This window comes from Escherichia sp. MOD1-EC5189, assembly GCF_002966045.1.
Classification (GTDB): Bacteria; Pseudomonadota; Gammaproteobacteria; order Enterobacterales; family Enterobacteriaceae; genus Escherichia; species Escherichia coli_F.
Genome location: NZ_PTRX01000015.1, coordinates 35,927 through 55,603, shown reverse-complemented (window position 1 = coordinate 55,603; position 19,677 = coordinate 35,927). Strand labels below are relative to the sequence as shown.

Here is a 19,677-nt window from a genome sequence, read left to right as displayed (position 1 = left end):
ATACATCGCGTTAAAACGGAGGAAGCGCCGCCCGAAAGCGGCGCGAAAGGACTTAGCTGAACAGAGAGTAGAAGATTGCGGAGATTGCAATCAGACCCATCACGACAACGAATACGTTGCTGATGTGACCGCTGTATTTACGCATTGCCGGTACTTTCTGAATTGCGTACATCGGCATCAGGAACAGGATCATCGCGATGATTGGGCCGCCCAGGGTTTCAATCATACCCAGGATGCTCGGGTTCAGGGTGGCAACAATCCAGGTCGTTACCAGCATGAACAGCGCAGTGATACGGTTCAGCTTGTTGATTTCGATAGACTTACCTTTACCACGCAGAGATTTAATCACCATACCGTTGAAGCCTTCACGTGCGCCCAGGTAGTGGCCGAGGAAGGATTTGGTGATAGCGATAATCGCGATAATCGGAGCCATCCACGCGATGATCGGCGCGTTAAAGTGGTTAGCCAGGTAAGACAGAATCGAGATGTTCTGCTCTTTAGCCGCAGCCAGGTCTGCCGGAGTCAGGCTCAGTACGCAGCTGAAGACGAAGAACATTACGGTCAGCACCATCATGATGTGTGCGAATGCCAGGATCTTCGAGCATTTCTGTTCTGCCATATCGCCGTACTCTTCACGCTTCGCAACGGCGAAAGAAGAGATGATCGGAGAGTGGTTGAACGAGAACACCATGACCGGAATCGCCAGCCACAGGGTCATCCACAGACCGTTGCCGGTTGCCGATGCAGTGTCCAGAGACAGCGTTTCCAGTGCTGCGCCGTTCCACTGCGGGATCAGGTACAGAGCCAGCAGCATCAGTACACCAACAAACGGGAATACCAGAATACTCATCGCCTTCACGATCATCTGCTCACCGAAGCGAACAATGGTCATCATACCCACGATCAGGATCAGAGACAGAATCGCACGCGGCGGCGGCGTCATACCCAGCTGGTGAGACATGAAGCTTTCAACCGTGTTGGTGATTGCCACACTGTAAACCAGCAGGATCGGGTAGATAGCAAAGAAGTACAGCAGAGTAATCAGTTTACCAGCGCCAATACCAAAGTGTTCTTCTACCACCTCGGTGATGTCTTCGCCTGGGTTTTTACCAGACAGCACGAAGCGGGTCAGGCCACGGTGCGCGAAAAACGTCATTGGGAACGCAAGGATAGCCATGATGATCAGCGGGATCATACCGCCAACACCGGCGTTGATTGGCAGGAACAGCACGCCCGCGCCGATTGCCGTGCCGTAAAGGCCCAGCATCCACATGGTGTCTGTCTTGCGCCATGCACTACGTGAGTCTTTCGACACAATCGTGCTGGTTTGAGTCGTTTCCATCAATTTCTCCTGGAGGAATGCAAATAATTCAGCTTTTAGCCAGTTCAGCCCGGGAAGGTGCCTGACCGTAAAAATGAAATCTGTCTATCGGCGATGGCTTAATCATTTTCCGCCGTAATAATTTGAGGGCGGAAAGATACACACAAGTTATGTATCTATCAGTGATCTTGATCTCAAATACAATAATCTACTTGGAAGATAGATAATCTCAACGCTTTACTCTGTAAATCAAAAGTAAAAGAGAATTTAAGGGCAATATTTGCCCATTAAACGACATCTGACCTCTTCCGGGGCGCGCAATATATGTAGGTTGAGCTGAAAAAATCAATACTTTTAGTGAATAATGGGGATAATTTATTTTTCATAGCGATAAAATGTGGTTTGTGAAAACAGGGAAACGTTTGCGTTGCAATATAAATTGTATGACATATTAACTGTGATGATGTTTATCGCGTGAGGACGGTAAGAAACATTTATATAACAAATGAAATGAATTGATGGGTAAGTAACCAAAAACGAGAAAACCCGGCAACTAATGTCACCGGGGAAGGGGAGATTACGTGCAGATTTCGTAGCAAGGGATGTACGCTGAGCCTGGCAACTTCATACGATGCTGGGCAACAAAACCCTGTAGCAGGTCGTCCATACGACGCATAATCTCTTTATCGCCGTTGATTTTGTAAGGACCAAACTCTTCAATGGCGCGAATACCGACTTCTTTTACGTTACCCGCCACAATACCGGAGAAGGCACGACGCAGATCAGCGGCCAAAACTTCTACTGGCTGATCCGGGTACAGTTTCAGATTAGCCATGTTCTCGTGAGACGGCTCAAACGGCATTTGCAGATCGGGCGCAATGCGCATTGACCAGTTAAAGCTGTAGGCATCGCCCGTATCGCGACGGTTTTCTTTCACCAGCGGCATCGATTTTTTCATCTGACGAGCGACTTCAGCGGCGTCATCAATGATGATGCGATAATGGCGTCGTGCGTTTTCTCCCAGCGTATGCACGACAAACTCGTCCAGTACGCGGAAATAGTCGGCGCTCTCTTTTGGCCCGGTGAGGATCAATGGTAAAACCTGATCTTTGTTGGCCGGATTCATTAAAATTCCCAGCAAATACAGCAACTCTTCTGCCGTACCCACACCGCCAGGGAAGATAATGATGCCGTGAGCGATACGAACAAACGCTTCCAGACGTTTTTCGATATCCGGCATGATGATCAATTCGTTGACCAGCGGGTTAGGCGGTTCAGCGGCGATAATCGACGGCTCAGTCATGCCAATAAAACGACTGTCTTTGTAACGCTGCTGAGCGTGACCCACTGCTGCACCTTTCATCGGCGCTTCCATCGCTCCCGGACCACAGCCGGTGCAGATATTCAGCTCACGAAGGCCCAGCTGGTTCCCTACGCGACGGGCATACAAATACTCGTTTTCGTTAATTGAGTGCCCGCCCCAGCAGACCACCATATTTGGCGCTTCACCGACATGCAGTGCGCGAGCGTTACGCAAGATGGAAAAGACCAGGTTAGTGATGTGGACGGAGTTGTCGAGATTCAGGTTGGGAAAACGAACGGTGTTATGGATTTGCCCGTAAACGAAGAGAATGTCACGCAGAACCGCGAACAAGTTGGCCTGCAAAGCGCGGATAATACGCCCATCGACAAAAGCTTCTTCCGGGGGATTAATCAGTTCCAGCTTTACGCCGCGTTCACGGCGCAGGACGTTAATATCGAAATTTTCAAAACGAGACAGCAATTCTTTGCTGTTATCGGTCAAACTACCGGAGTTCAGTACGGCAAGTGAACAGTTGCGAAACAGTTGATAGAGGTCGCTGCTGGCGGTGCGTTTAAGCATATCCACTTCCAGCTGCGACAACATATCCATGGAGCCAAGCGGGCTAATATGTGTAATCAAGAAAAACTCCTTATGGGACGAATATCGTCATTCCCTTTGATTACAATAGCCCTGCCTGATGACCTTTCACAACCTTCTGCGTGAATCCAGCACGCAAAATTGAGAAAAAATTTATTGCCGAACCAGTCTTGTGGTCGATGGGACAAAATCGCTGTTACTGCGCCACGGGTTAATGTCCAGACCGCCACGACGGGTATAACGTGCGTAAACGCTCAATTTCTCTGGCTGGCAGAAGCGTAACAGGTCATTAAAGATGCGTTCCACGCACTGTTCATGGAACTCGTTGTGATGACGGAAAGAGACCAGGTAACGCAGCAGTTTTTCCCTGTCAATTTGGCGTCCGCGATACTGAATTTGGATCGAACCCCAATCTGGTTGATGGGTGATCAGGCAGTTTGATTTCAGCAGGTGGCTGACAAGCGTCTCTTCCACCACTTTTTCACCGCTGGCGGCATTCTCAAGATAGTCAGTAGTGAATTCATAGTTATCAATAGCGATATCCTGGTCATCAATGCAGGTGCCATTGAAATGACCTATCGGTTGGCCTTCCAGTTCATCAAGACGATATAACGCCACGCTAACCTTACCCTGGGCGCAAGTGCTTAAGTCGCGCTCCAGCGTCTGGCGCACCTCATCCCAGTTATTAAAACGCGTCTGGTTAAAACTGTTGAGATAAAGCTTAAAACTCTTCGACTCAATCAGATTTACGCTGGTGTAATCAAGTTCAACATGACCGACAGCGACCTGCGGCAAACCTTTCGCATTCAGCCAGGAAAGTTCATACAGCGTCCAGATATCCGTACCGTGAAAAGGCAGGTTATCCGCTTTCAGACCCAGCGGGTCGCGATTCAGGCTGCGTGGAACGCCTTGCAGTAGGCTGGCGTCATAGGTATCCCGGTAATCGGTTGATTTTCCAAGAGTCAGGCCCGCAAGTGCCTGATGGTTTGCATAAGAAGACATGTTTCACCGTCATAAACCAGATAAACTAAACGACAAGTGTATCTGGTTTAAGTGAAGAGAGAAATTAGTGGACGATTTGACCGCACAAGCCCTGAAAGATTTTACTGCACGCTACTGCGATGCGTGGCATGAAGAGCATAAAAGCTGGCCGTTAAGTGAGGAACTGTACGGCGTTCCTTCACCGTGCATTATTTCAACTACTGAAGATGCCGTATACTGGCAACCCCAGCCGTTTACCGGGGAACAAAATGTAAACGCGGTTGAACGCGCTTTTGATATTGTGATACAACCCACAATTCATACCTTTTATACGACTCAGTTTGCCGGGGATATGCACGCGCAGTTTGGCGATATCAAACTGACATTGCTGCAAACCTGGAGTGAAGACGACTTCCGTCGGGTGCAGGAAAATCTGATTGGTCATCTGGTGACTCAGAAAAGGCTAAAACTGCCGCCCACGCTATTTATCGCGACGCTGGAAGAAGAGTTAGAGGTCATCTCGGTGTGTAATCTCTCCGGTGAAGTGTGCAAAGAGACGCTGGGAACACGCAAACGGACGCATTTAGCCTCAAATCTTGCGGAATTCCTTAATCAACTTAAGCCTCTTCTGTAATCCAAATACCCCATCTTGTTGTGAGAGATCTCTTACAGACTCTGTAGGAGATCGCCAGGAAATAAGCGAATACTTAAAAAGATAAGAATCGTTATTTTCATTTAAAATCAATATATTGCTTGTTAATTCTTAACTTTCATATGAAATTTTCCTTAAGGCATTGTCTGTAAGCGCCTTGTAAGACTTCGCGAAAAAGACGATTCTATCTTCGTCGACAGGGAGTCAGACAACGAAGTGAACATCAGGATGATGACACTTCTGAAGGACACACCAGGAGGGTGTTTCAGGGAAAGGCTTCTGGATGAAGCGAAGAGGATGACGCAGGACGCGTTAAAGGACACCTCCAGGATGGAGAATGAGAACCGGTCAGGATGATTCGGTGGGTCAGGAAGGCCAGGGACACTTCAGGATGAAGTATCACATCGGGGTGGTGTGAGCAGGAAGCAATAGTTCAGGATGAACGATTGGCCGCAAGGCCAGAGGAAAAGTTGTCAAGGATGAGCAGGGAGCAACAAAAGTAGCTGGAATGCTGCGAAACGAACCGGGAGCACTGTGAATACAGTGCTCCCTTTTTTTATTCCTGCTATCCTTCGCGGCAGTTTTTCTTATTGAGGTTGCTTTATGACCACTCATGACCGCGTTCGTCTCCAGTTGCAGGCGCTTGAAGCATTACTGCGTGAACATCAGCACTGGCGAAACGATGAACCCCAGCCGCATCAATTTAACAGTACCCAACCGTTCTTTATGGACACCATGGAACCACTGGAGTGGTTGCAGTGGGTGCTGATCCCGCGAATGCACGATTTGTTAGATAATAACCAGCCATTACCGGGCGCTTTTGCTGTTGCACCCTATTATGAAATGGCGCTGGCGACGGACCATCCGCAACGCGCGCTTATTCTGGCTGAGCTGGAAAAACTGGATGCTCTTTTTGCGGATGATGCGAGCTGATGCTGGAAATAATCTACCAGGATGAATGGCTGGTTGCGGTAAATAAACCCTCCGGCTGGCTGGTTCACCGCAGCTGGCTGGATCGCGACGAGAAAGTGGTGGTTATGCAAACCGTGCGTGACCAGATTGGTCAGCATGTATTTACCGCGCATCGACTGGATCGACCGACGTCCGGCGTATTGCTGATGGGACTATCCAGCGAGGCCGGACGGCTGCTGGCACAACAGTTTGAACAGCACCAAATCCAGAAACGTTACCATGCGATTGTGCGCGGCTGGCTGATGGAAGAGGCTGTGCTGGATTATCCGCTGGTGGAAGAACTGGACAAAATCGCTGATAAATTCGCCCGCGAAGATAAAGGTCCACAGCCAGCGGTGACACATTATCGCGGTCTGGCGACCGTAGAAATGCCTGTAGCGACCGGACGTTACCCGACTACGCGCTACGGTCTGGTGGAACTGGAGCCGAAAACAGGACGCAAGCATCAGCTCCGTCGCCATCTTGCCCACTTGCGCCATCCGATTATTGGCGACAGCAAACATGGTGATTTACGTCAGAATCGTAGCGGTGCTGAACATTTTGGCCTTCAGCGGTTAATGCTGCATGCCAGTCAGTTGTCATTGACACATCCATTTACTGGCGAGCCGCTGACTATTCACGCGGGCCTGGACGACACCTGGATGCAGGCGTTATCACAATTTGGCTGGCGTGGTCTGCTTCCTGAAAATGAAAGGGTTGAGTTCAGCGCGCCATCGGGTCAGGATGGAGAGATAAGTTCCTAATCCAGGGAGAAAACGGTATGGCGGAAATTGGTATTTTTGTGGGCACCATGTACGGAAATTCACTGTTAGTGGCGGAAGAAGCGGAAGCAATTCTGACCGCGCAGGGCCACAAAGCAACGGTATTTGAAGATCCTGAATTAAGTGACTGGCTGCCCTATCAGGATAAGTTCGTTCTGGTGGTTACGTCCACGACCGGGCAGGGCGACCTTCCTGATAGCATTGTGCCACTTTTTCAGGGAATCAAAGATAGCCTGGGCTTCCAGCCTAATCTGCGTTATGGCGTAATTGCGCTCGGCGACAGTAGCTATGTGAATTTCTGCAACGGCGGCAAACAGTTCGATGCCTTGTTGCAGGAACAGAGTGCGCAGCGGATAGGGGAAATGCTGCTGATTGACGCCAGTGATAACCCGGAACCGGAAACGGAATCAAATCCGTGGGTCGAACAGTGGGGCACGCTGTTGTCCTGATACGTTCAGCGAGCGGTAAATGCCGTTTTAGCGGTGCTGAATCGAATCTTTTCAGGCAAATGCCAGTAAAAACTGCTTCATAGCGCGGATTTTTACTGGCGTTTGCCTGGAGTCAAGCGATCCATTTCATACTCTTCTTTATTTCTTCGTTTTAACCCTTCCTTTCTTGTTCTTGTTTTCATTTCCGTGACGTTGATTCCACCGTCCAGGGCTAATGCCAAAATCGGGCCTCATTGAACGCATTAATGTTGTGTTGTTGCACGGTGAGCCGCTATGGCGCGCTTTTTATACTGTTATTGCCAGATATAAACACGCGCCGTATTCGGCGAACGACCTATAAAAACGGCAAAAAACACCCTACGTCACCTCTGATTTCCTGGCGATGTCGCAGTCCAGAGTGAGCGTGGCTAACGCGAATTTTCAGGAGTGCAACAATGAGTTCTTTAAGTCAGGCTGCGAGCAGTGTGGAAAAACGCACGAATGCTCGTTACTGGATAGTGGTGATGTTGTTTATCGTCACATCCTTCAACTACGGCGACCGCGCTACGCTTTCTATTGCCGGTTCGGAAATGGCCAAAGATATCGGCCTTGATCCCGTGGGAATGGGCTATGTGTTCTCTGCCTTTTCATGGGCTTATGTTATCGGGCAGATCCCTGGTGGCTGGTTGCTGGATCGTTTTGGTTCAAAGCGCGTCTACTTTTGGTCGATCTTTATCTGGTCGATGTTTACCTTGCTGCAAGGCTTCGTCGATATCTTTAGTGGATTCGGCATTATCGTTGCCCTGTTTACGCTGCGCTTCCTGGTCGGGCTTGCTGAAGCGCCATCTTTCCCCGGTAACAGTCGCATTGTAGCGGCCTGGTTTCCGGCGCAGGAAAGGGGAACGGCGGTGTCTATTTTTAACTCCGCCCAATACTTCGCAACGGTGATCTTCGCGCCGATTATGGGCTGGCTGACTCATGAAGTGGGTTGGTCACATGTCTTCTTCTTCATGGGCGGTCTGGGCATTGTCATCAGTTTTATCTGGTTGAAAGTCATCCATGAGCCAAATCAACATCCGGGCGTAAATCAGAAAGAGCTGGAGTACATCGCCGCGGGTGGTGCGCTGATCAATATGGATCAGCAAAATACCAAAGTTAAAGTGTCGTTCAGCGTGAAGTGGGGGCAGATCAAACAGCTGCTCGGGTCACGGATGATGATCGGCGTTTATATCGGTCAGTACTGTATCAACGCCCTGACTTACTTCTTCATTACCTGGTTTCCGGTTTATCTGGTGCAGGCACGCGGGATGTCGATTCTGAAAGCGGGCTTTGTGGCTTCCGTACCGGCGGTTTGCGGTTTTATCGGCGGCGTGTTGGGGGGGATTATTTCAGACTGGCTGATGCGCCGCACAGGTTCGCTGAACATTGCGCGTAAAACACCGATCGTGATGGGCATGTTGCTATCAATGGTGATGGTGTTCTGTAACTACGTCAACGTTGAGTGGATGATCATCGGCTTTATGGCGCTGGCCTTCTTCGGTAAGGGCATTGGGGCGCTGGGTTGGGCAGTAATGGCAGATACCGCGCCAAAAGAGATCAGCGGTCTTTCCGGTGGCCTGTTCAATATGTTTGGTAACATTTCCGGTATCGTCACGCCAATCGCAATTGGTTATATCGTTGGCACGACTGGCTCCTTTAATGGGGCGCTGATTTATGTTGGTGTTCATGCCCTAATCGCGGTACTGAGCTACCTGGTGCTGGTGGGCGATATCAAGCGTATCGAGTTGAAACCTGTTGCGGGGCAATAAGATGGCGACACAATCCAGTCCTGTTATTACTGATATGAAAGTCATTCCGGTGGCCGGGCATGACAGCATGTTGCTTAATATTGGTGGTGCACATAACGCATATTTCACCCGCAATATTGTGGTACTCACCGATAACGCCGGGCATACCGGTATTGGTGAAGCGCCCGGCGGAGAGGTGATTTATCAGACACTGGTCGATGCTATTCCGATGGTGCTGGGCCAGGAGATCGCACGACTGAATAAAGTGGTTCAGCAGGTGCATAAAGGTAATCAGGCAGCCGATTTTGATACCTTCGGCAAAGGTGCCTGGACTTTTGAATTGCGCGTTAATGCCGTGGCGGCGCTGGAAGCCGCCTTGCTTGACCTGCTAGGTAAGGCGCTGAATGTTCCGGTCTGCGAACTGTTAGGGCCAGGCAAGCAACGCGATGCTATTACCGTCCTCGGTTATCTGTTTTATATCGGTGATCGGACCAAAACCGATCTTCCTTATCTGGAAAATACGCCGGGCAACCATGAGTGGTATCAATTGCGGCATCAGAAAGCGATGAACAGCGAAGCCGTTGTGCGTCTGGCGGAAGCTTCACAGGATCGCTATGGCTTTAAAGATTTCAAACTTAAGGGCGGAGTGTTACCTGGCGAGCAAGAAATCGACACTGTTCGTGCATTGAAGAAACGCTTCCCGGATGCGCGAATTACCGTTGATCCCAACGGTGCATGGCTGCTTGATGAAGCCATTTCTCTGTGCAAAGGGCTGAATGATGTTCTCACCTATGCCGAAGACCCGTGCGGCGCTGAGCAGGGTTTCTCCGGACGTGAAGTGATGGCGGAGTTTCGACGGGCGACCGGCTTGCCCGTCGCGACTAACATGATCGCCACCAACTGGCGCGAAATGGGCCATGCGGTGATGCTCAATGCGGTAGATATTCCACTTGCCGATCCGCATTTCTGGACGCTTTCCGGTGCAGTCCGCGTGGCGCAACTTTGCGACGACTGGGGGCTGACCTGGGGCTGCCATTCCAATAACCACTTTGATATCTCTCTGGCGATGTTTACCCATGTGGGTGCGGCGGCACCGGGTAATCCTACCGCTATCGATACCCACTGGATTTGGCAGGAGGGAGATTGTCGCCTGACCAAAAATCCGCTGGAGATTAAAAACGGAAAAATTGCCGTTCCTGATGCGCCCGGTCTGGGCGTGGAACTGGACTGGGAGCAGGTACAAAAGGCGCATGAGGCCTATAAACGTCTGCCTGGCGGTGCGCGTAACGACGCGGGCCCGATGCAGTACCTGATCCCCGGCTGGACCGTTGACCGTAAACGTCCCGTTTTCGGCCGTCATTGATTTTGAAAAAGGACATAAAGATGAGTTCTCAATTTACGACGCCTGTTGTTACTGAAATGCAGGTCATCCCGGTGGCGGGCCATGACAGTATGCTGATGAATCTGAGTGGTGCACACGCACCGTTCTTCACGCGTAATATTGTGATTATCAAAGATAATTCTGGTCACACTGGCGTAGGGGAAATTCCCGGCGGCGAGAAAATCCGTAAAACGCTGGAAGATGCGATTCCGCTGGTGATGGGTAAAACGCTGGGTGAATACAAAAACGTTCTGACGCTGGTGCGTAATACTTTTGCCGATCGTGATGCCGGCGGGCGCGGTTTGCAGACATTTGATTTGCGGACCACTATTCATGTGGTTACCGGGATAGAAGCGGCAATGCTGGATCTGCTGGGGCAGCATCTGGGGGTTAACGTGGCATCGCTGCTGGGCGATGGTCAACAGCGTAGCGAAGTCGAAATGCTCGGTTATCTGTTCTTCGTCGGTAATCGCAAAGCCACACCGCTGCCGTATCAAAGCCAGCCGGATGACTCATGCGACTGGTATCGCCTGCGTCACGAAGAAGCGATGACGCCGGATGCGGTGGTGCGCCTGGCGGAAGCGGCATATGAAAAATATGGCTTCAACGATTTCAAACTGAAGGGCGGTGTACTGGCCGGAGAAGAAGAAGCCGAATCTATTGTGGCACTGGCGCAACGCTTCCCGCAGGCGCGTATTACCCTCGATCCTAACGGTGCCTGGTCGCTGAACGAAGCGATTAAAATCGGTAAATACCTGAAAGGTTCGCTGGCTTATGCAGAAGATCCGTGTGGTGCGGAGCAAGGTTTCTCCGGGCGTGAAGTGATGGCAGAGTTCCGTCGCGCGACTGGCCTGCCGACCGCAACCAATATGATCGCCACCGACTGGCGGCAGATGGGCCATACGCTCTCGTTACAATCCGTTGATATCCCGCTGGCGGATCCGCATTTCTGGACGATGCAAGGTTCGGTACGTGTGGCGCAAATGTGCCATGAATTTGGCCTTACCTGGGGTTCACACTCTAACAACCACTTCGATATTTCCCTGGCGATGTTTACCCATGTAGCCGCTGCTGCACCGGGTAAAATCACCGCGATTGATACACACTGGATCTGGCAGGAAGGCAATCAGCGCTTGACCAAAGAACCGTTTGAGATCAAAGGCGGGCTGGTACAGGTGCCGGAAAAACCGGGGCTGGGTGTAGAAATCGATATGGATCAGGTGATGAAAGCGCACGAGCTGTATCAGAAACATGGGCTTGGTGCGCGTGACGATGCGATGGGAATGCAGTACCTGATTCCTGGCTGGACGTTTGATAACAAGCGTCCGTGCATGGTGCGTTAAGACAGAAAACCAAAACCGGCTCTGTCTGGAGCCGGTTTTTACTGGATAACATATTTATTACCCGAGAATTTTGCTGGCTTCGCGCGCTACATTATCCATCTCGTCCAGCAGTTCCAGAAGCTCTGGCTCCAAATCTTCTTCTTTAGTACCGCTGCGTAGCTGTTGTTCAATCAGTTGGCAGAGATTCTTCATACGCGGCACACCGCTATAGCCGCAACTGCCATGCAGTTTATGAATCAAATCAACCAGGCCTTCCGGGTTTTCTCCAACCAGCTGTTCCTCAACTTTGTTGCGAACTTCAGGCAGGAAATCGAGTAACATTTGCAGCATATCGCGCGCTAAATCGGTTTTTCCTGCTGCCTGGCGTAGTGCCAGTTGCCAGTCGAGGGTCGCATTCGGGTTCACCACAATTTCATTGACTTCGGGGGTCACGACGCGAGAGGAAATACCGCTGCCAGGCTTGTAGCGCAACAGCAAATTATGCAATCGTTCTTCTTCAATCGGTTTCGCCAGATAATCGCTCATCCCTGCGCCAAGCAGCTTCTCTTTTTGCCCGGCCATTGCATGCGCCGTTACCGCGATAACCGGCGTTTGTTGCTGATGGGGGAGCTGGTGGATGAGTTCGCAGGCCCGAATACCGTCCATGTCCGGCATTTGAATATCCATTAAGATCAAATCGAACGGCATCTGTTTCGCCCGTTCAACCGCCTGATGCCCGCTATCGCAAAGTTCCACATGTTGCACCATATCTTCCAGCAATGCGCCGATAAGTTTCAGGTTAGCGGGGTTGTCATCAACCGCCATGACTGTCATTGCCAGCTTACTTTCATCGGTTACAGGCAAAAGCGTGTTTTGTTTGTGATGACAAAATTCCGTCAGGGCAGGGAACAGGCGCGTAGGTGTTAATGGTTTCAGCAGACACGCGCCGATACCATCTTGCTTAAGTTTTTCAGCATTAACTTGTGCATGGCAAGGAAGTGCCAGCATCAGAAAATCGGTCATCGATACCGCTTTCGCTAATCGCTCATGTTGCATTGTTAGCGGCTCGCGGAAGGTCACCGCAATGCCTAATAACATCATGTCGTAATGCGCGGGAGGCAGCGCGGAGAACGTTGGGCTATAAACCACTTCCAGCGGCGTTTCACTTAAAATATCCAGCGTGCATTGCGCTGCTGCGGAGTTTGGTTCGACATAGGCCAGGCGCTTGCCGGCGAGGCACTGGGTGGATGGCCCTTCGATAATAATGTTCGGATTCAGATCGAGATTAATGTGGAACCAGAAAGTTGAACCGCGATTCGGCTGGCTATGGAACGAAATATCGCCGCCCATTTCATTAACCAGTTTTTGTGTAATCACCAGCCCCAGCCCGGTGCCACCATGACGGCGGGAAATACTGGCATCAGCCTGTCGGAAGGCCTGGAATAAGCGCGATTGATCGCGTTCAGGAATACCAATGCCGGTATCCCGAATCTGCACTTCAATCTGCACTTTGGTATTACTCAGCGCACGTTTTTCTACCAGAATATCAATGTTGCCATTCTCGGTGAATTTAATTGCATTCCCTACCAGGTTAGTGATGATTTGCTGTAATCGCAGTGGGTCGCCAATTACGTTATCGGGCACGTCGCTCTTAATATTGAGCGTCAGTTCCAGCCCTTTATCGTGAGAAGAATGTGCCAGCAGGGTAACGACTTCATCCAGCGTGCTGCGTAGTGGGAATGGAATACTTTCCAGAATCAGCTTACCTGCTTCCAGTTTCGAGAAGTCGAGAACATCATTAATAATTGCCAGCAAATTATTTGCCGAACGTTCAATCGTATTCAGGTGATCGCGCTGCGTTGGCGTTAATTCTGTTTTCAGCGTCAGGCGGGTAAAGCCAATAACACCATTCAGTGGTGTACGCAGCTCGTGTGACATATTTGCCAGAAACTCGGATTTAATACGCGCCGCTTCCTGGGCGCGCTTTTTCGCCAGATCCAACTCAACGTTCTGAATTTCCATCTGCTCCAGCGTTTCACGTAGATCGGACGTCGCCTGGTCGATATTGTGCTGCATCTCTTCGTGATAAGCTGCCAGCGACATTGCCATCGAGTTGATACCGTTTTTCAGCATATCCAGCTCGCCGAGCATAAATCCTTCCACCCGGCTGTCGAGTTGCCCGCGACGGATGCGGTCGACGGTATTCACCATGTTGCGAATCGGACCGGTTACATCGCGCATTAAGCGCCAGCCAAAAATAAGCGCAATACCGATACAAAACAGCATCATCACGCTGGAAATAAAGATCTCTTTATATTGCTGCAAGCGAACCGATTTAAGATCCAGCTCAAGCGCAATATATCCCAACATATTTTGACTATTTTTGGCATCGCTACTGGGCGATTCGTCGGGGGAGTAACTCTCAGAAATAATCGGCGTGCGGAGGATCATAATATCGCCGTCACGAGTGACAGTGAGCTGGCGAGGAAACGGCACGTTGCTGCCGAGCTGCATTGATGAGGGATCAAGATGAAAATTGGAGGTGACAAAGAGTCGGTTATTTTCATCATAAACCGAAATCGCGCGAACAATATCGGAATGGCGACGATGCAGTACGCTTATTAACTGACCGATAGATTCGCGATTTTGCAGACTCATGCCATATTCAGTAGAAACTGCAAGCGGCTCAATAATGCTGGCACCGGCATCTTCCAGTTGACGCTGCAAGTCGTTATAGCGATGCACGACGAAAAAGATACTCAGCAATAAACCAATAAGGACGGTCGGTGCCAGGATCAGAATCATCATGCGTGCGCGCAGGCTGTAGTTGGTCATGGAGTTCCGTTATGGGACAATTAAGGTCACACTGTTAAATTGAGAAAGTCTCGCCAATGGCGCAATTCTACTCTGCAAAACGACGCACGACGACGCGTCAGATCATAACTGTTTCAGTCAACGACCTCGACTCTTTTGGTCAGGGCGTGGCACGACATAACGGCAAAGCGTTATTTATTCCTGGATTATTGCCACAGGAAAACGCGGAAGTTACTGTTACTGAAGATAAAAAACAGTACGCCCGCGCTAAAGTCGTGCGCCGGTTAAGCGATAGCCCGGAACGCGAAACGCCACGCTGCCCTCATTTTGGCGTATGCGGTGGCTGTCAGCAACAACACGCCAGCGAGGATTTACAGCAGCGAAGCAAAAGTGCGGCACTCGCCCGATTAATGAAACACGAAGTCTCTGAAGTGATCGCCGATGTTCCCTGGGGCTATCGCCGTCGCGCGCGTTTAAGTTTGAACTACTTACCGAAAACACAGCAACTTCAGATGGGGTTTCGCAAAGCGGGTTCCAGTGACATTGTCGACGTTAAACAATGCCCCATTTTAGTGCCCCAACTTGAAGCATTGCTGCCCAAAGTCAGGGCATGCCTGGGCAGCTTACAAGCTATGCGCCATCTTGGTCATGTTGAACTGGTACAGGCAACCAGCGGCACGCTGATGATTTTGCGCCATACCGCACCGCTAAGTTCGGCAGATCGCGAAAAACTGGAACGCTTTTCGCATTCTGAAGGCCTGGATCTGTATCTCGCCCCCGATAGTGAGATACTCGAAACCGTCTCTGGTGAGATGCCCTGGTATGACTCAAACGGGTTGCGCTTAACTTTTAGCCCGCGCGATTTTATTCAGGTCAATGCGGGTGTGAACCAAAAAATGGTAGCGCGTGCGTTGGAATGGCTGGATGTACAACCTGAAGATCGCGTACTGGATCTGTTCTGCGGTATGGGCAACTTTACACTGCCATTGGCGACACAAGCTGCCAGTGTGGTGGGTGTAGAAGGCGTTCCGGCGCTGGTTGAAAAAGGCCAGCAGAATGCGCGTCTTAATGGCTTACACAATGTGACGTTTTATCACGAAAATCTTGAAGAAGATGTCACAAAGCAGCCGTGGGCGAAAAACGGCTTCGATAAAGTGTTGCTGGACCCGGCGCGAGCAGGTGCCGCAGGTGTTATGCAGCAAATTATAAAACTGGAACCTATTCGTATAGTTTATGTATCCTGTAATCCTGCAACGCTGGCTCGGGATAGCGAAGCGTTATTAAAAGCAGGATATACCATTGCGCGACTGGCGATGCTGGATATGTTCCCACACACGGGACATCTGGAATCGATGGTACTTTTCTCGCGCGTTAAATAGTTACGATTTGCCGATTTCGGCAGGTCTGGTCCCTAAAGGAGAGGACGATGGTTGCGGTAAGAAGTGCACATATCAATAAGGCTGGTGAATTTGATCCGGAAAAATGGATCGCAAGTCTGGGTATTACCAGCCAGAAGTCGTGTGAGTGCTTAGCCGAAACCTGGGCGTATTGTCTGCAACAGACGCAGGGGCATCCGGATGCCAGTCTGTTATTGTGGCGTGGTGTTGAGATGGTGGAGATCCTCTCGACATTAAGTATGGACATTGACACGCTGCGGGCGGCGCTGCTGTTCCCTCTGGCGGATGCCAACGTAGTTAGCGAAGATGTGCTGCGTGAGAGCGTCGGTAAGTCGGTCGTTAACCTTATTCACGGCGTGCGTGATATGGCGGCGATCCGCCAGCTGAAAGCGACGCATACTGATTCTGTTTCCTCCGAACAGGTCGATAACGTTCGCCGGATGTTATTGGCGATGGTCGATGATTTCCGCTGCGTGGTCATCAAACTGGCAGAGCGTATTGCTCATCTGCGCGAAGTAAAAGACGCGCCGGAAGATGAGCGCGTACTGGCGGCAAAAGAGTGCACCAATATCTACGCGCCGTTGGCGAACCGTCTTGGGATTGGGCAACTGAAATGGGAGCTGGAAGATTACTGCTTCCGTTATCTCCACCCGACCGAATACAAACGCATCGCAAAACTGCTGCATGAACGCCGTCTCGATCGCGAACACTATATCGAAGAGTTTGTCGGCCATCTGCGCGCTGAGATGAAAGCTGAAGGCGTTAAAGCTGAAGTGTATGGCCGTCCGAAACACATCTACAGTATCTGGCGCAAAATGCAGAAAAAGAACCTCGCCTTCGATGAGCTGTTTGATGTGCGTGCGGTACGTATTGTCGCCGAGCGTTTACAGGATTGTTATGCCGCACTGGGGATAGTGCACACTCACTATCGCCACCTGCCGGATGAGTTTGATGATTACGTTGCTAACCCGAAACCAAACGGTTATCAGTCTATTCATACCGTGGTTCTGGGGCCGGGTGGCAAAACCGTTGAGATCCAAATCCGCACCAAACAGATGCATGAAGATGCAGAGTTGGGTGTTGCTGCGCACTGGAAATATAAAGAGGGCGCGGCTGCTGGCGGCGCACGTTCGGGACATGAAGACCGAATTGCCTGGCTGCGTAAACTGATTGCGTGGCAGGAAGAGATGGCTGATTCCGGCGAAATGCTCGACGAAGTACGCAGCCAGGTCTTTGACGACCGGGTGTATGTCTTTACGCCGAAAGGTGATGTCGTTGATTTGCCTGCGGGATCAACGCCGCTGGACTTCGCTTACCACATCCACAGTGATGTCGGACACCGCTGCATCGGGGCAAAAATAGGCGGGCGCATTGTGCCGTTCACCTACCAGTTGCAGATGGGCGACCAGATTGAAATTATCACCCAGAAACAGCCGAACCCCAGCCGTGACTGGTTAAACCCAAACCTCGGTTACGTCACAACCAGCCGTGGGCGTTCGAAAATTCACGCCTGGTTCCGTAAACAGGATCGTGACAAAAATATTCTGGCAGGGCGGCAAATCCTTGACGACGAGCTGGAACATCTGGGGATCAGCCTGAAAGAAGCAGAAAAACATCTGCTGCCGCGTTACAACTTCAATGATGTCGACGAGTTGTTAGCAGCGATTGGTGGCGGGGATATCCGTCTCAATCAGATGGTGAACTTCCTGCAATCGCAATTTAATAAGCCGAGTGCCGAAGAGCAGGATGCCGCCGCGCTGAAGCAACTTCAGCAAAAAAGCTATACGCCGCAAAACCGCAGTAAAGATAACGGTCGGGTGGTGGTTGAAGGTGTCGGCAACCTGATGCACCACATCGCGCGCTGCTGTCAGCCTATTCCTGGTGATGAAATAGTTGGTTTCATTACTCAGGGACGCGGTATTTCAGTACACCGCGCCGATTGCGAACAACTGGCGGAACTGCGCTCCCATGCGCCAGAACGCATTGTTGACGCGGTATGGGGTGAGAGCTACTCCGCCGGATATTCGCTGGTGGTCCGCGTGGTGGCTAATGATCGTAGTGGGTTGTTACGTGATATCACGACCATTCTCGCCAACGAGAAAGTGAACGTGCTTGGCGTTGCCAGCCGTAGCGACACCAAACAGCAACTGGCAACCATCGACATGACTATTGAGATTTACAACCTGCAGGTGTTGGGGCGTGTGCTGGGTAAACTCAATCAGGTGCCGGATGTTATCGACGCGCGTCGGTTGCACGGGAGTTAGGCCGAAATTAGCTCGTATCTACAATGTGGATTGATATATACTGTATCTACATATGATAGCGGTTTGAGGAAAGGGTTATGATCCACAGTAGCGTAAAGCGTTGGGGAAATTCACCGGCGGTGCGGATCCCGGCTACGTTAATGCAGGCGCTCAATCTGAATATTGATGATGAAGTGAAGATTGACCTGGTGGATGGCAAATTAATTATTGAGCCAGTGCGTAAAGAGCCCGTATTTACGCTTGCTGAACTGGTCAACGACATTACGCCGGAAAACCTCCACGAGAATATCGACTGGGGGGAGCCGAAAGATAAGGAAGTCTGGTAATGGTAAGCCGATACGTACCCGATACGGGCGATCTGATTTGGGTTGATTTTGACCCGACAAAAGGTAGCGAGCAAGCCGGACATCGTCCGGCTGTTGTCCTGAGTCCGTTCATGTACAACAACAAAACAGGTATGTGTCTGTGTGTTCCTTGTACAACGCAATCAAAAGGATATCCGTTCGAAGTTGTTTTATCCGGTCAGGAACGTGATGGTGTAGCGTTAGCTGATCAGGTAAAAAGTATCGCCTGGCGGGCAAGAGGAGCAACGAAGAAAGGAACGGTTGCCCCAGAGGAATTACAACTCATTAAAGCCAAAATTAACGTACTGATTGGGTAGTGTTACTAACTCACTTCTATTCTGGTCACAGGTTTCCACCAGACAGACCCGCAATTTTCAGGACAATTCAATGAATCAAATCGACCGTTTGCTCACTATTATGCAGCGCCTGCGCGACCCGGAAAACGGCTGCCCGTGGGATAAAGAGCAGACATTTGCCACCATTGCACCTTACACCCTTGAAGAAACCTACGAGGTGCTGGACGCCATTGCCCGTGAAGATTTTGACGATCTGCGCGGTGAACTCGGCGATCTGCTGTTCCAGGTGGTGTTTTACGCACAAATGGCCCAGGAAGAAGGGCGCTTTGACTTTAATGATATTTGCGCTGCGATTAGCGATAAATTAGAGCGTCGCCATCCGCATGTTTTTGCTGACAGTTCTGCCGAAAACAGTAGTGAAGTGCTTGCCCGTTGGGAGCAAATCAAAACCGAAGAGCGCGCGCAGAAAGCGCAGCATTCGGCGCTGGACGATATTCCTCGTAGTTTACCGGCTTTAATGCGTGCGCAAAAAATCCAGAAACGTTGCGCCAACGTTGGCTTCGATTGGACGACGCTTGGTCCGGTAGTCGATAAAGTCTACGAAGAGATCGACGAGGTGATGTACGAGGCGCGGCAGGCTGTTGTCGACCAGGCTAAACTGGAGGAGGAAATGGGTGACCTGCTGTTTGCCACGGTCAATCTGGCTCGTCATTTAGGGACAAAAGCGGAAATCGCATTGCAAAAAGCGAACGAAAAATTCGAGCGTCGTTTTCGCGAAGTGGAGCGTATTGTTGCCGCGCGTGGACTGGAAATGACAGGTGTTGACCTCGAAACAATGGAAGAAGTCTGGCAACAGGTAAAACGGCAGGAAATTGATCTCTAAGGGAATTACGCGGTCAAGCGCGATTTGTGTCATTTTTTAAATGACAAGCGCTTGATTTGCGTCAAAAACATTTACCCCAAAGGGGCTATTTTCTCACTCCTGATTTCAATGGTGCGCTGGCGAAGAGGAGGGATAATGAAAGTTTGTGGCACAGGTCATGTTCGGGTATACTGC

At 50.6% G+C, this 19,677-nt stretch carries 17 protein-coding genes; 12 read left to right on the top strand and 5 right to left on the bottom strand.

The genetic code is table 11. The annotated features are described in order from the left end of the window. Nucleotides 1-52 precede the first annotated feature (52 nt). From sdaC to queF, 3 genes are all read right to left on the bottom strand, one after another. Nucleotides 53-1,342 carry an HAAAP family serine/threonine permease SdaC gene (sdaC, locus tag ATB02_RS14330; protein ID WP_032303700.1) on the bottom strand — a complete coding sequence of 430 codons (1,290 nt, stop codon included), beginning with the start codon at nt 1,340-1,342 and terminating at the stop codon, nt 53-55. A 556-nt stretch (nt 1,343-1,898) separates the two neighbouring features. Next, complete coding sequence (gene ppnN, locus ATB02_RS14325; protein ID WP_000627995.1) at nt 1,899-3,263, bottom strand: nucleotide 5'-monophosphate nucleosidase PpnN; 1,365 nt, start codon at nt 3,261-3,263, stop codon at nt 1,899-1,901. Between the two features lie 111 nt (nt 3,264-3,374). Continuing rightward, nucleotides 3,375-4,223, bottom strand: a complete 849-nt coding sequence (gene queF, locus ATB02_RS14320; RefSeq protein WP_105271790.1) for an NADPH-dependent 7-cyano-7-deazaguanine reductase QueF — start codon at nt 4,221-4,223, stop codon at nt 3,375-3,377. Between the two features lie 67 nt (nt 4,224-4,290). Here queF and syd point away from each other — a divergent pair, with 67 nt between their 5' ends. The 4 genes from syd to ATB02_RS14300 all read left to right on the top strand — a co-directional run bounded on the left by syd (nt 4,291) and on the right by ATB02_RS14300 (nt 7,036). After that, nucleotides 4,291-4,836, top strand: a complete 546-nt coding sequence (gene syd, locus ATB02_RS14315) for a SecY-interacting protein (RefSeq protein ID WP_000342431.1) — start codon at nt 4,291-4,293, stop codon at nt 4,834-4,836. A 621-nt stretch (nt 4,837-5,457) separates the two neighbouring features. Then, a complete protein-coding gene (locus ATB02_RS14310) occupies nt 5,458-5,787 on the top strand; it encodes a YqcC family protein (RefSeq protein WP_000206991.1) in 330 nt (109 codons plus the stop codon). Continuing rightward, nucleotides 5,787-6,569, top strand: coding sequence for a tRNA pseudouridine(65) synthase TruC (gene truC, locus ATB02_RS14305; RefSeq protein ID WP_000889771.1), 783 nt, complete (start codon nt 5,787-5,789; stop codon nt 6,567-6,569). Before ATB02_RS14310 ends, truC begins: the two co-directional genes overlap by 1 nt. 17 nt (nt 6,570-6,586) lie before the next feature. Further along, entirely contained in the window at nt 6,587-7,036 is a 450-nt protein-coding gene (locus ATB02_RS14300) for a flavodoxin (RefSeq protein WP_000807744.1), read from the top strand. A 92-nt stretch (nt 7,037-7,128) separates the two neighbouring features. Here ATB02_RS14300 and ATB02_RS26930 read toward each other — a convergent pair whose 3' ends face one another. Further along, a complete protein-coding gene (locus ATB02_RS26930; RefSeq protein ID WP_274540902.1) occupies nt 7,129-7,257 on the bottom strand; it encodes a hypothetical protein in 129 nt (42 codons plus the stop codon). A gap of 213 nt (nt 7,258-7,470) precedes the next feature. Here ATB02_RS26930 and gudP point away from each other — a divergent pair, with 213 nt between their 5' ends. The 3 genes from gudP to gudD are packed head-to-tail and all read left to right on the top strand — an operon-like array spanning nt 7,471 to nt 11,526. Then, a complete protein-coding gene (gudP, locus tag ATB02_RS14295) occupies nt 7,471-8,823 on the top strand; it encodes a galactarate/glucarate/glycerate transporter GudP (RefSeq protein WP_000097090.1) in 1,353 nt (450 codons plus the stop codon). Between the two features lies 1 nt (nt 8,824). Continuing rightward, entirely contained in the window at nt 8,825-10,165 is a 1,341-nt protein-coding gene (locus ATB02_RS14290; RefSeq protein WP_105271789.1) for an enolase C-terminal domain-like protein, read from the top strand. A gap of 20 nt (nt 10,166-10,185) precedes the next feature. Then, on the top strand, nt 10,186-11,526 hold the full coding sequence (gudD, locus tag ATB02_RS14285) for a glucarate dehydratase (protein WP_105271788.1): 1,341 nt from the start codon (nt 10,186-10,188) through the stop codon (nt 11,524-11,526). A 57-nt stretch (nt 11,527-11,583) separates the two neighbouring features. Here gudD and barA read toward each other — a convergent pair whose 3' ends face one another. Further along, nucleotides 11,584-14,340, bottom strand: coding sequence for a two-component sensor histidine kinase BarA (gene barA, locus ATB02_RS14280; RefSeq protein WP_000186438.1), 2,757 nt, complete (start codon nt 14,338-14,340; stop codon nt 11,584-11,586). 56 nt (nt 14,341-14,396) lie between these two features. On the opposite strand from barA, the gene rlmD reads away from it, so the two are divergent. The 5 genes from rlmD (at nt 14,397) to mazG (ending at nt 19,503) form a co-directional block, all read left to right on the top strand. Next, entirely contained in the window at nt 14,397-15,698 is a 1,302-nt protein-coding gene (gene rlmD / locus ATB02_RS14275; RefSeq protein WP_000046780.1) for a 23S rRNA (uracil(1939)-C(5))-methyltransferase RlmD, read from the top strand. A gap of 47 nt (nt 15,699-15,745) precedes the next feature. Then, nucleotides 15,746-17,980, top strand: coding sequence for a GTP diphosphokinase (gene relA, locus ATB02_RS14270; RefSeq protein ID WP_000226815.1), 2,235 nt, complete (start codon nt 15,746-15,748; stop codon nt 17,978-17,980). A 77-nt stretch (nt 17,981-18,057) separates the two neighbouring features. Further along, nucleotides 18,058-18,306, top strand: a complete 249-nt coding sequence (mazE, locus tag ATB02_RS14265; RefSeq protein WP_000581937.1) for a type II toxin-antitoxin system antitoxin MazE — start codon at nt 18,058-18,060, stop codon at nt 18,304-18,306. Beyond that, on the top strand, nt 18,306-18,641 hold the full coding sequence (mazF, locus tag ATB02_RS14260) for an endoribonuclease MazF (protein WP_000254750.1): 336 nt from the start codon (nt 18,306-18,308) through the stop codon (nt 18,639-18,641). Before mazE ends, mazF begins: the two co-directional genes overlap by 1 nt. A gap of 70 nt (nt 18,642-18,711) precedes the next feature. Next, the gene (gene mazG, locus ATB02_RS14255) at nt 18,712-19,503 is read left to right on the top strand and encodes a nucleoside triphosphate pyrophosphohydrolase (protein ID WP_001071648.1); all 792 of its coding nucleotides are present in this window, start codon (nt 18,712-18,714) and stop codon (nt 19,501-19,503) included. Nucleotides 19,504-19,677: the final 174 nt, after the last annotated feature.

What these genes read in the sequence shown, in the direction of transcription:
- sdaC (WP_032303700.1), bottom strand. Translation starts at nt 1,342, where the DNA reads ATGGAAACGACTCAAACCAGCACGATTGTGTCGAAAGACTCACGTAGT.
- queF (WP_105271790.1), bottom strand. Translation starts at nt 4,223, where the DNA reads ATGTCTTCTTATGCAAACCATCAGGCACTTGCGGGCCTGACTCTTGGA.
- ATB02_RS14310 (WP_000206991.1), top strand. Translation starts at nt 5,458, where the DNA reads ATGACCACTCATGACCGCGTTCGTCTCCAGTTGCAGGCGCTTGAAGCA.
- truC (WP_000889771.1), top strand. Translation starts at nt 5,787, where the DNA reads ATGCTGGAAATAATCTACCAGGATGAATGGCTGGTTGCGGTAAATAAA.
- ATB02_RS14300 (WP_000807744.1), top strand. Translation starts at nt 6,587, where the DNA reads ATGGCGGAAATTGGTATTTTTGTGGGCACCATGTACGGAAATTCACTG.
- gudP (WP_000097090.1), top strand. Translation starts at nt 7,471, where the DNA reads ATGAGTTCTTTAAGTCAGGCTGCGAGCAGTGTGGAAAAACGCACGAAT.
- ATB02_RS14290 (WP_105271789.1), top strand. Translation starts at nt 8,825, where the DNA reads ATGGCGACACAATCCAGTCCTGTTATTACTGATATGAAAGTCATTCCG.
- gudD (WP_105271788.1), top strand. Translation starts at nt 10,186, where the DNA reads ATGAGTTCTCAATTTACGACGCCTGTTGTTACTGAAATGCAGGTCATC.
- barA (WP_000186438.1), bottom strand. Translation starts at nt 14,340, where the DNA reads ATGACCAACTACAGCCTGCGCGCACGCATGATGATTCTGATCCTGGCA.
- rlmD (WP_000046780.1), top strand. Translation starts at nt 14,397, where the DNA reads ATGGCGCAATTCTACTCTGCAAAACGACGCACGACGACGCGTCAGATC.
- relA (WP_000226815.1), top strand. Translation starts at nt 15,746, where the DNA reads ATGGTTGCGGTAAGAAGTGCACATATCAATAAGGCTGGTGAATTTGAT.
- mazE (WP_000581937.1), top strand. Translation starts at nt 18,058, where the DNA reads ATGATCCACAGTAGCGTAAAGCGTTGGGGAAATTCACCGGCGGTGCGG.
- mazF (WP_000254750.1), top strand. Translation starts at nt 18,306, where the DNA reads ATGGTAAGCCGATACGTACCCGATACGGGCGATCTGATTTGGGTTGAT.
- mazG (WP_001071648.1), top strand. Translation starts at nt 18,712, where the DNA reads ATGAATCAAATCGACCGTTTGCTCACTATTATGCAGCGCCTGCGCGAC.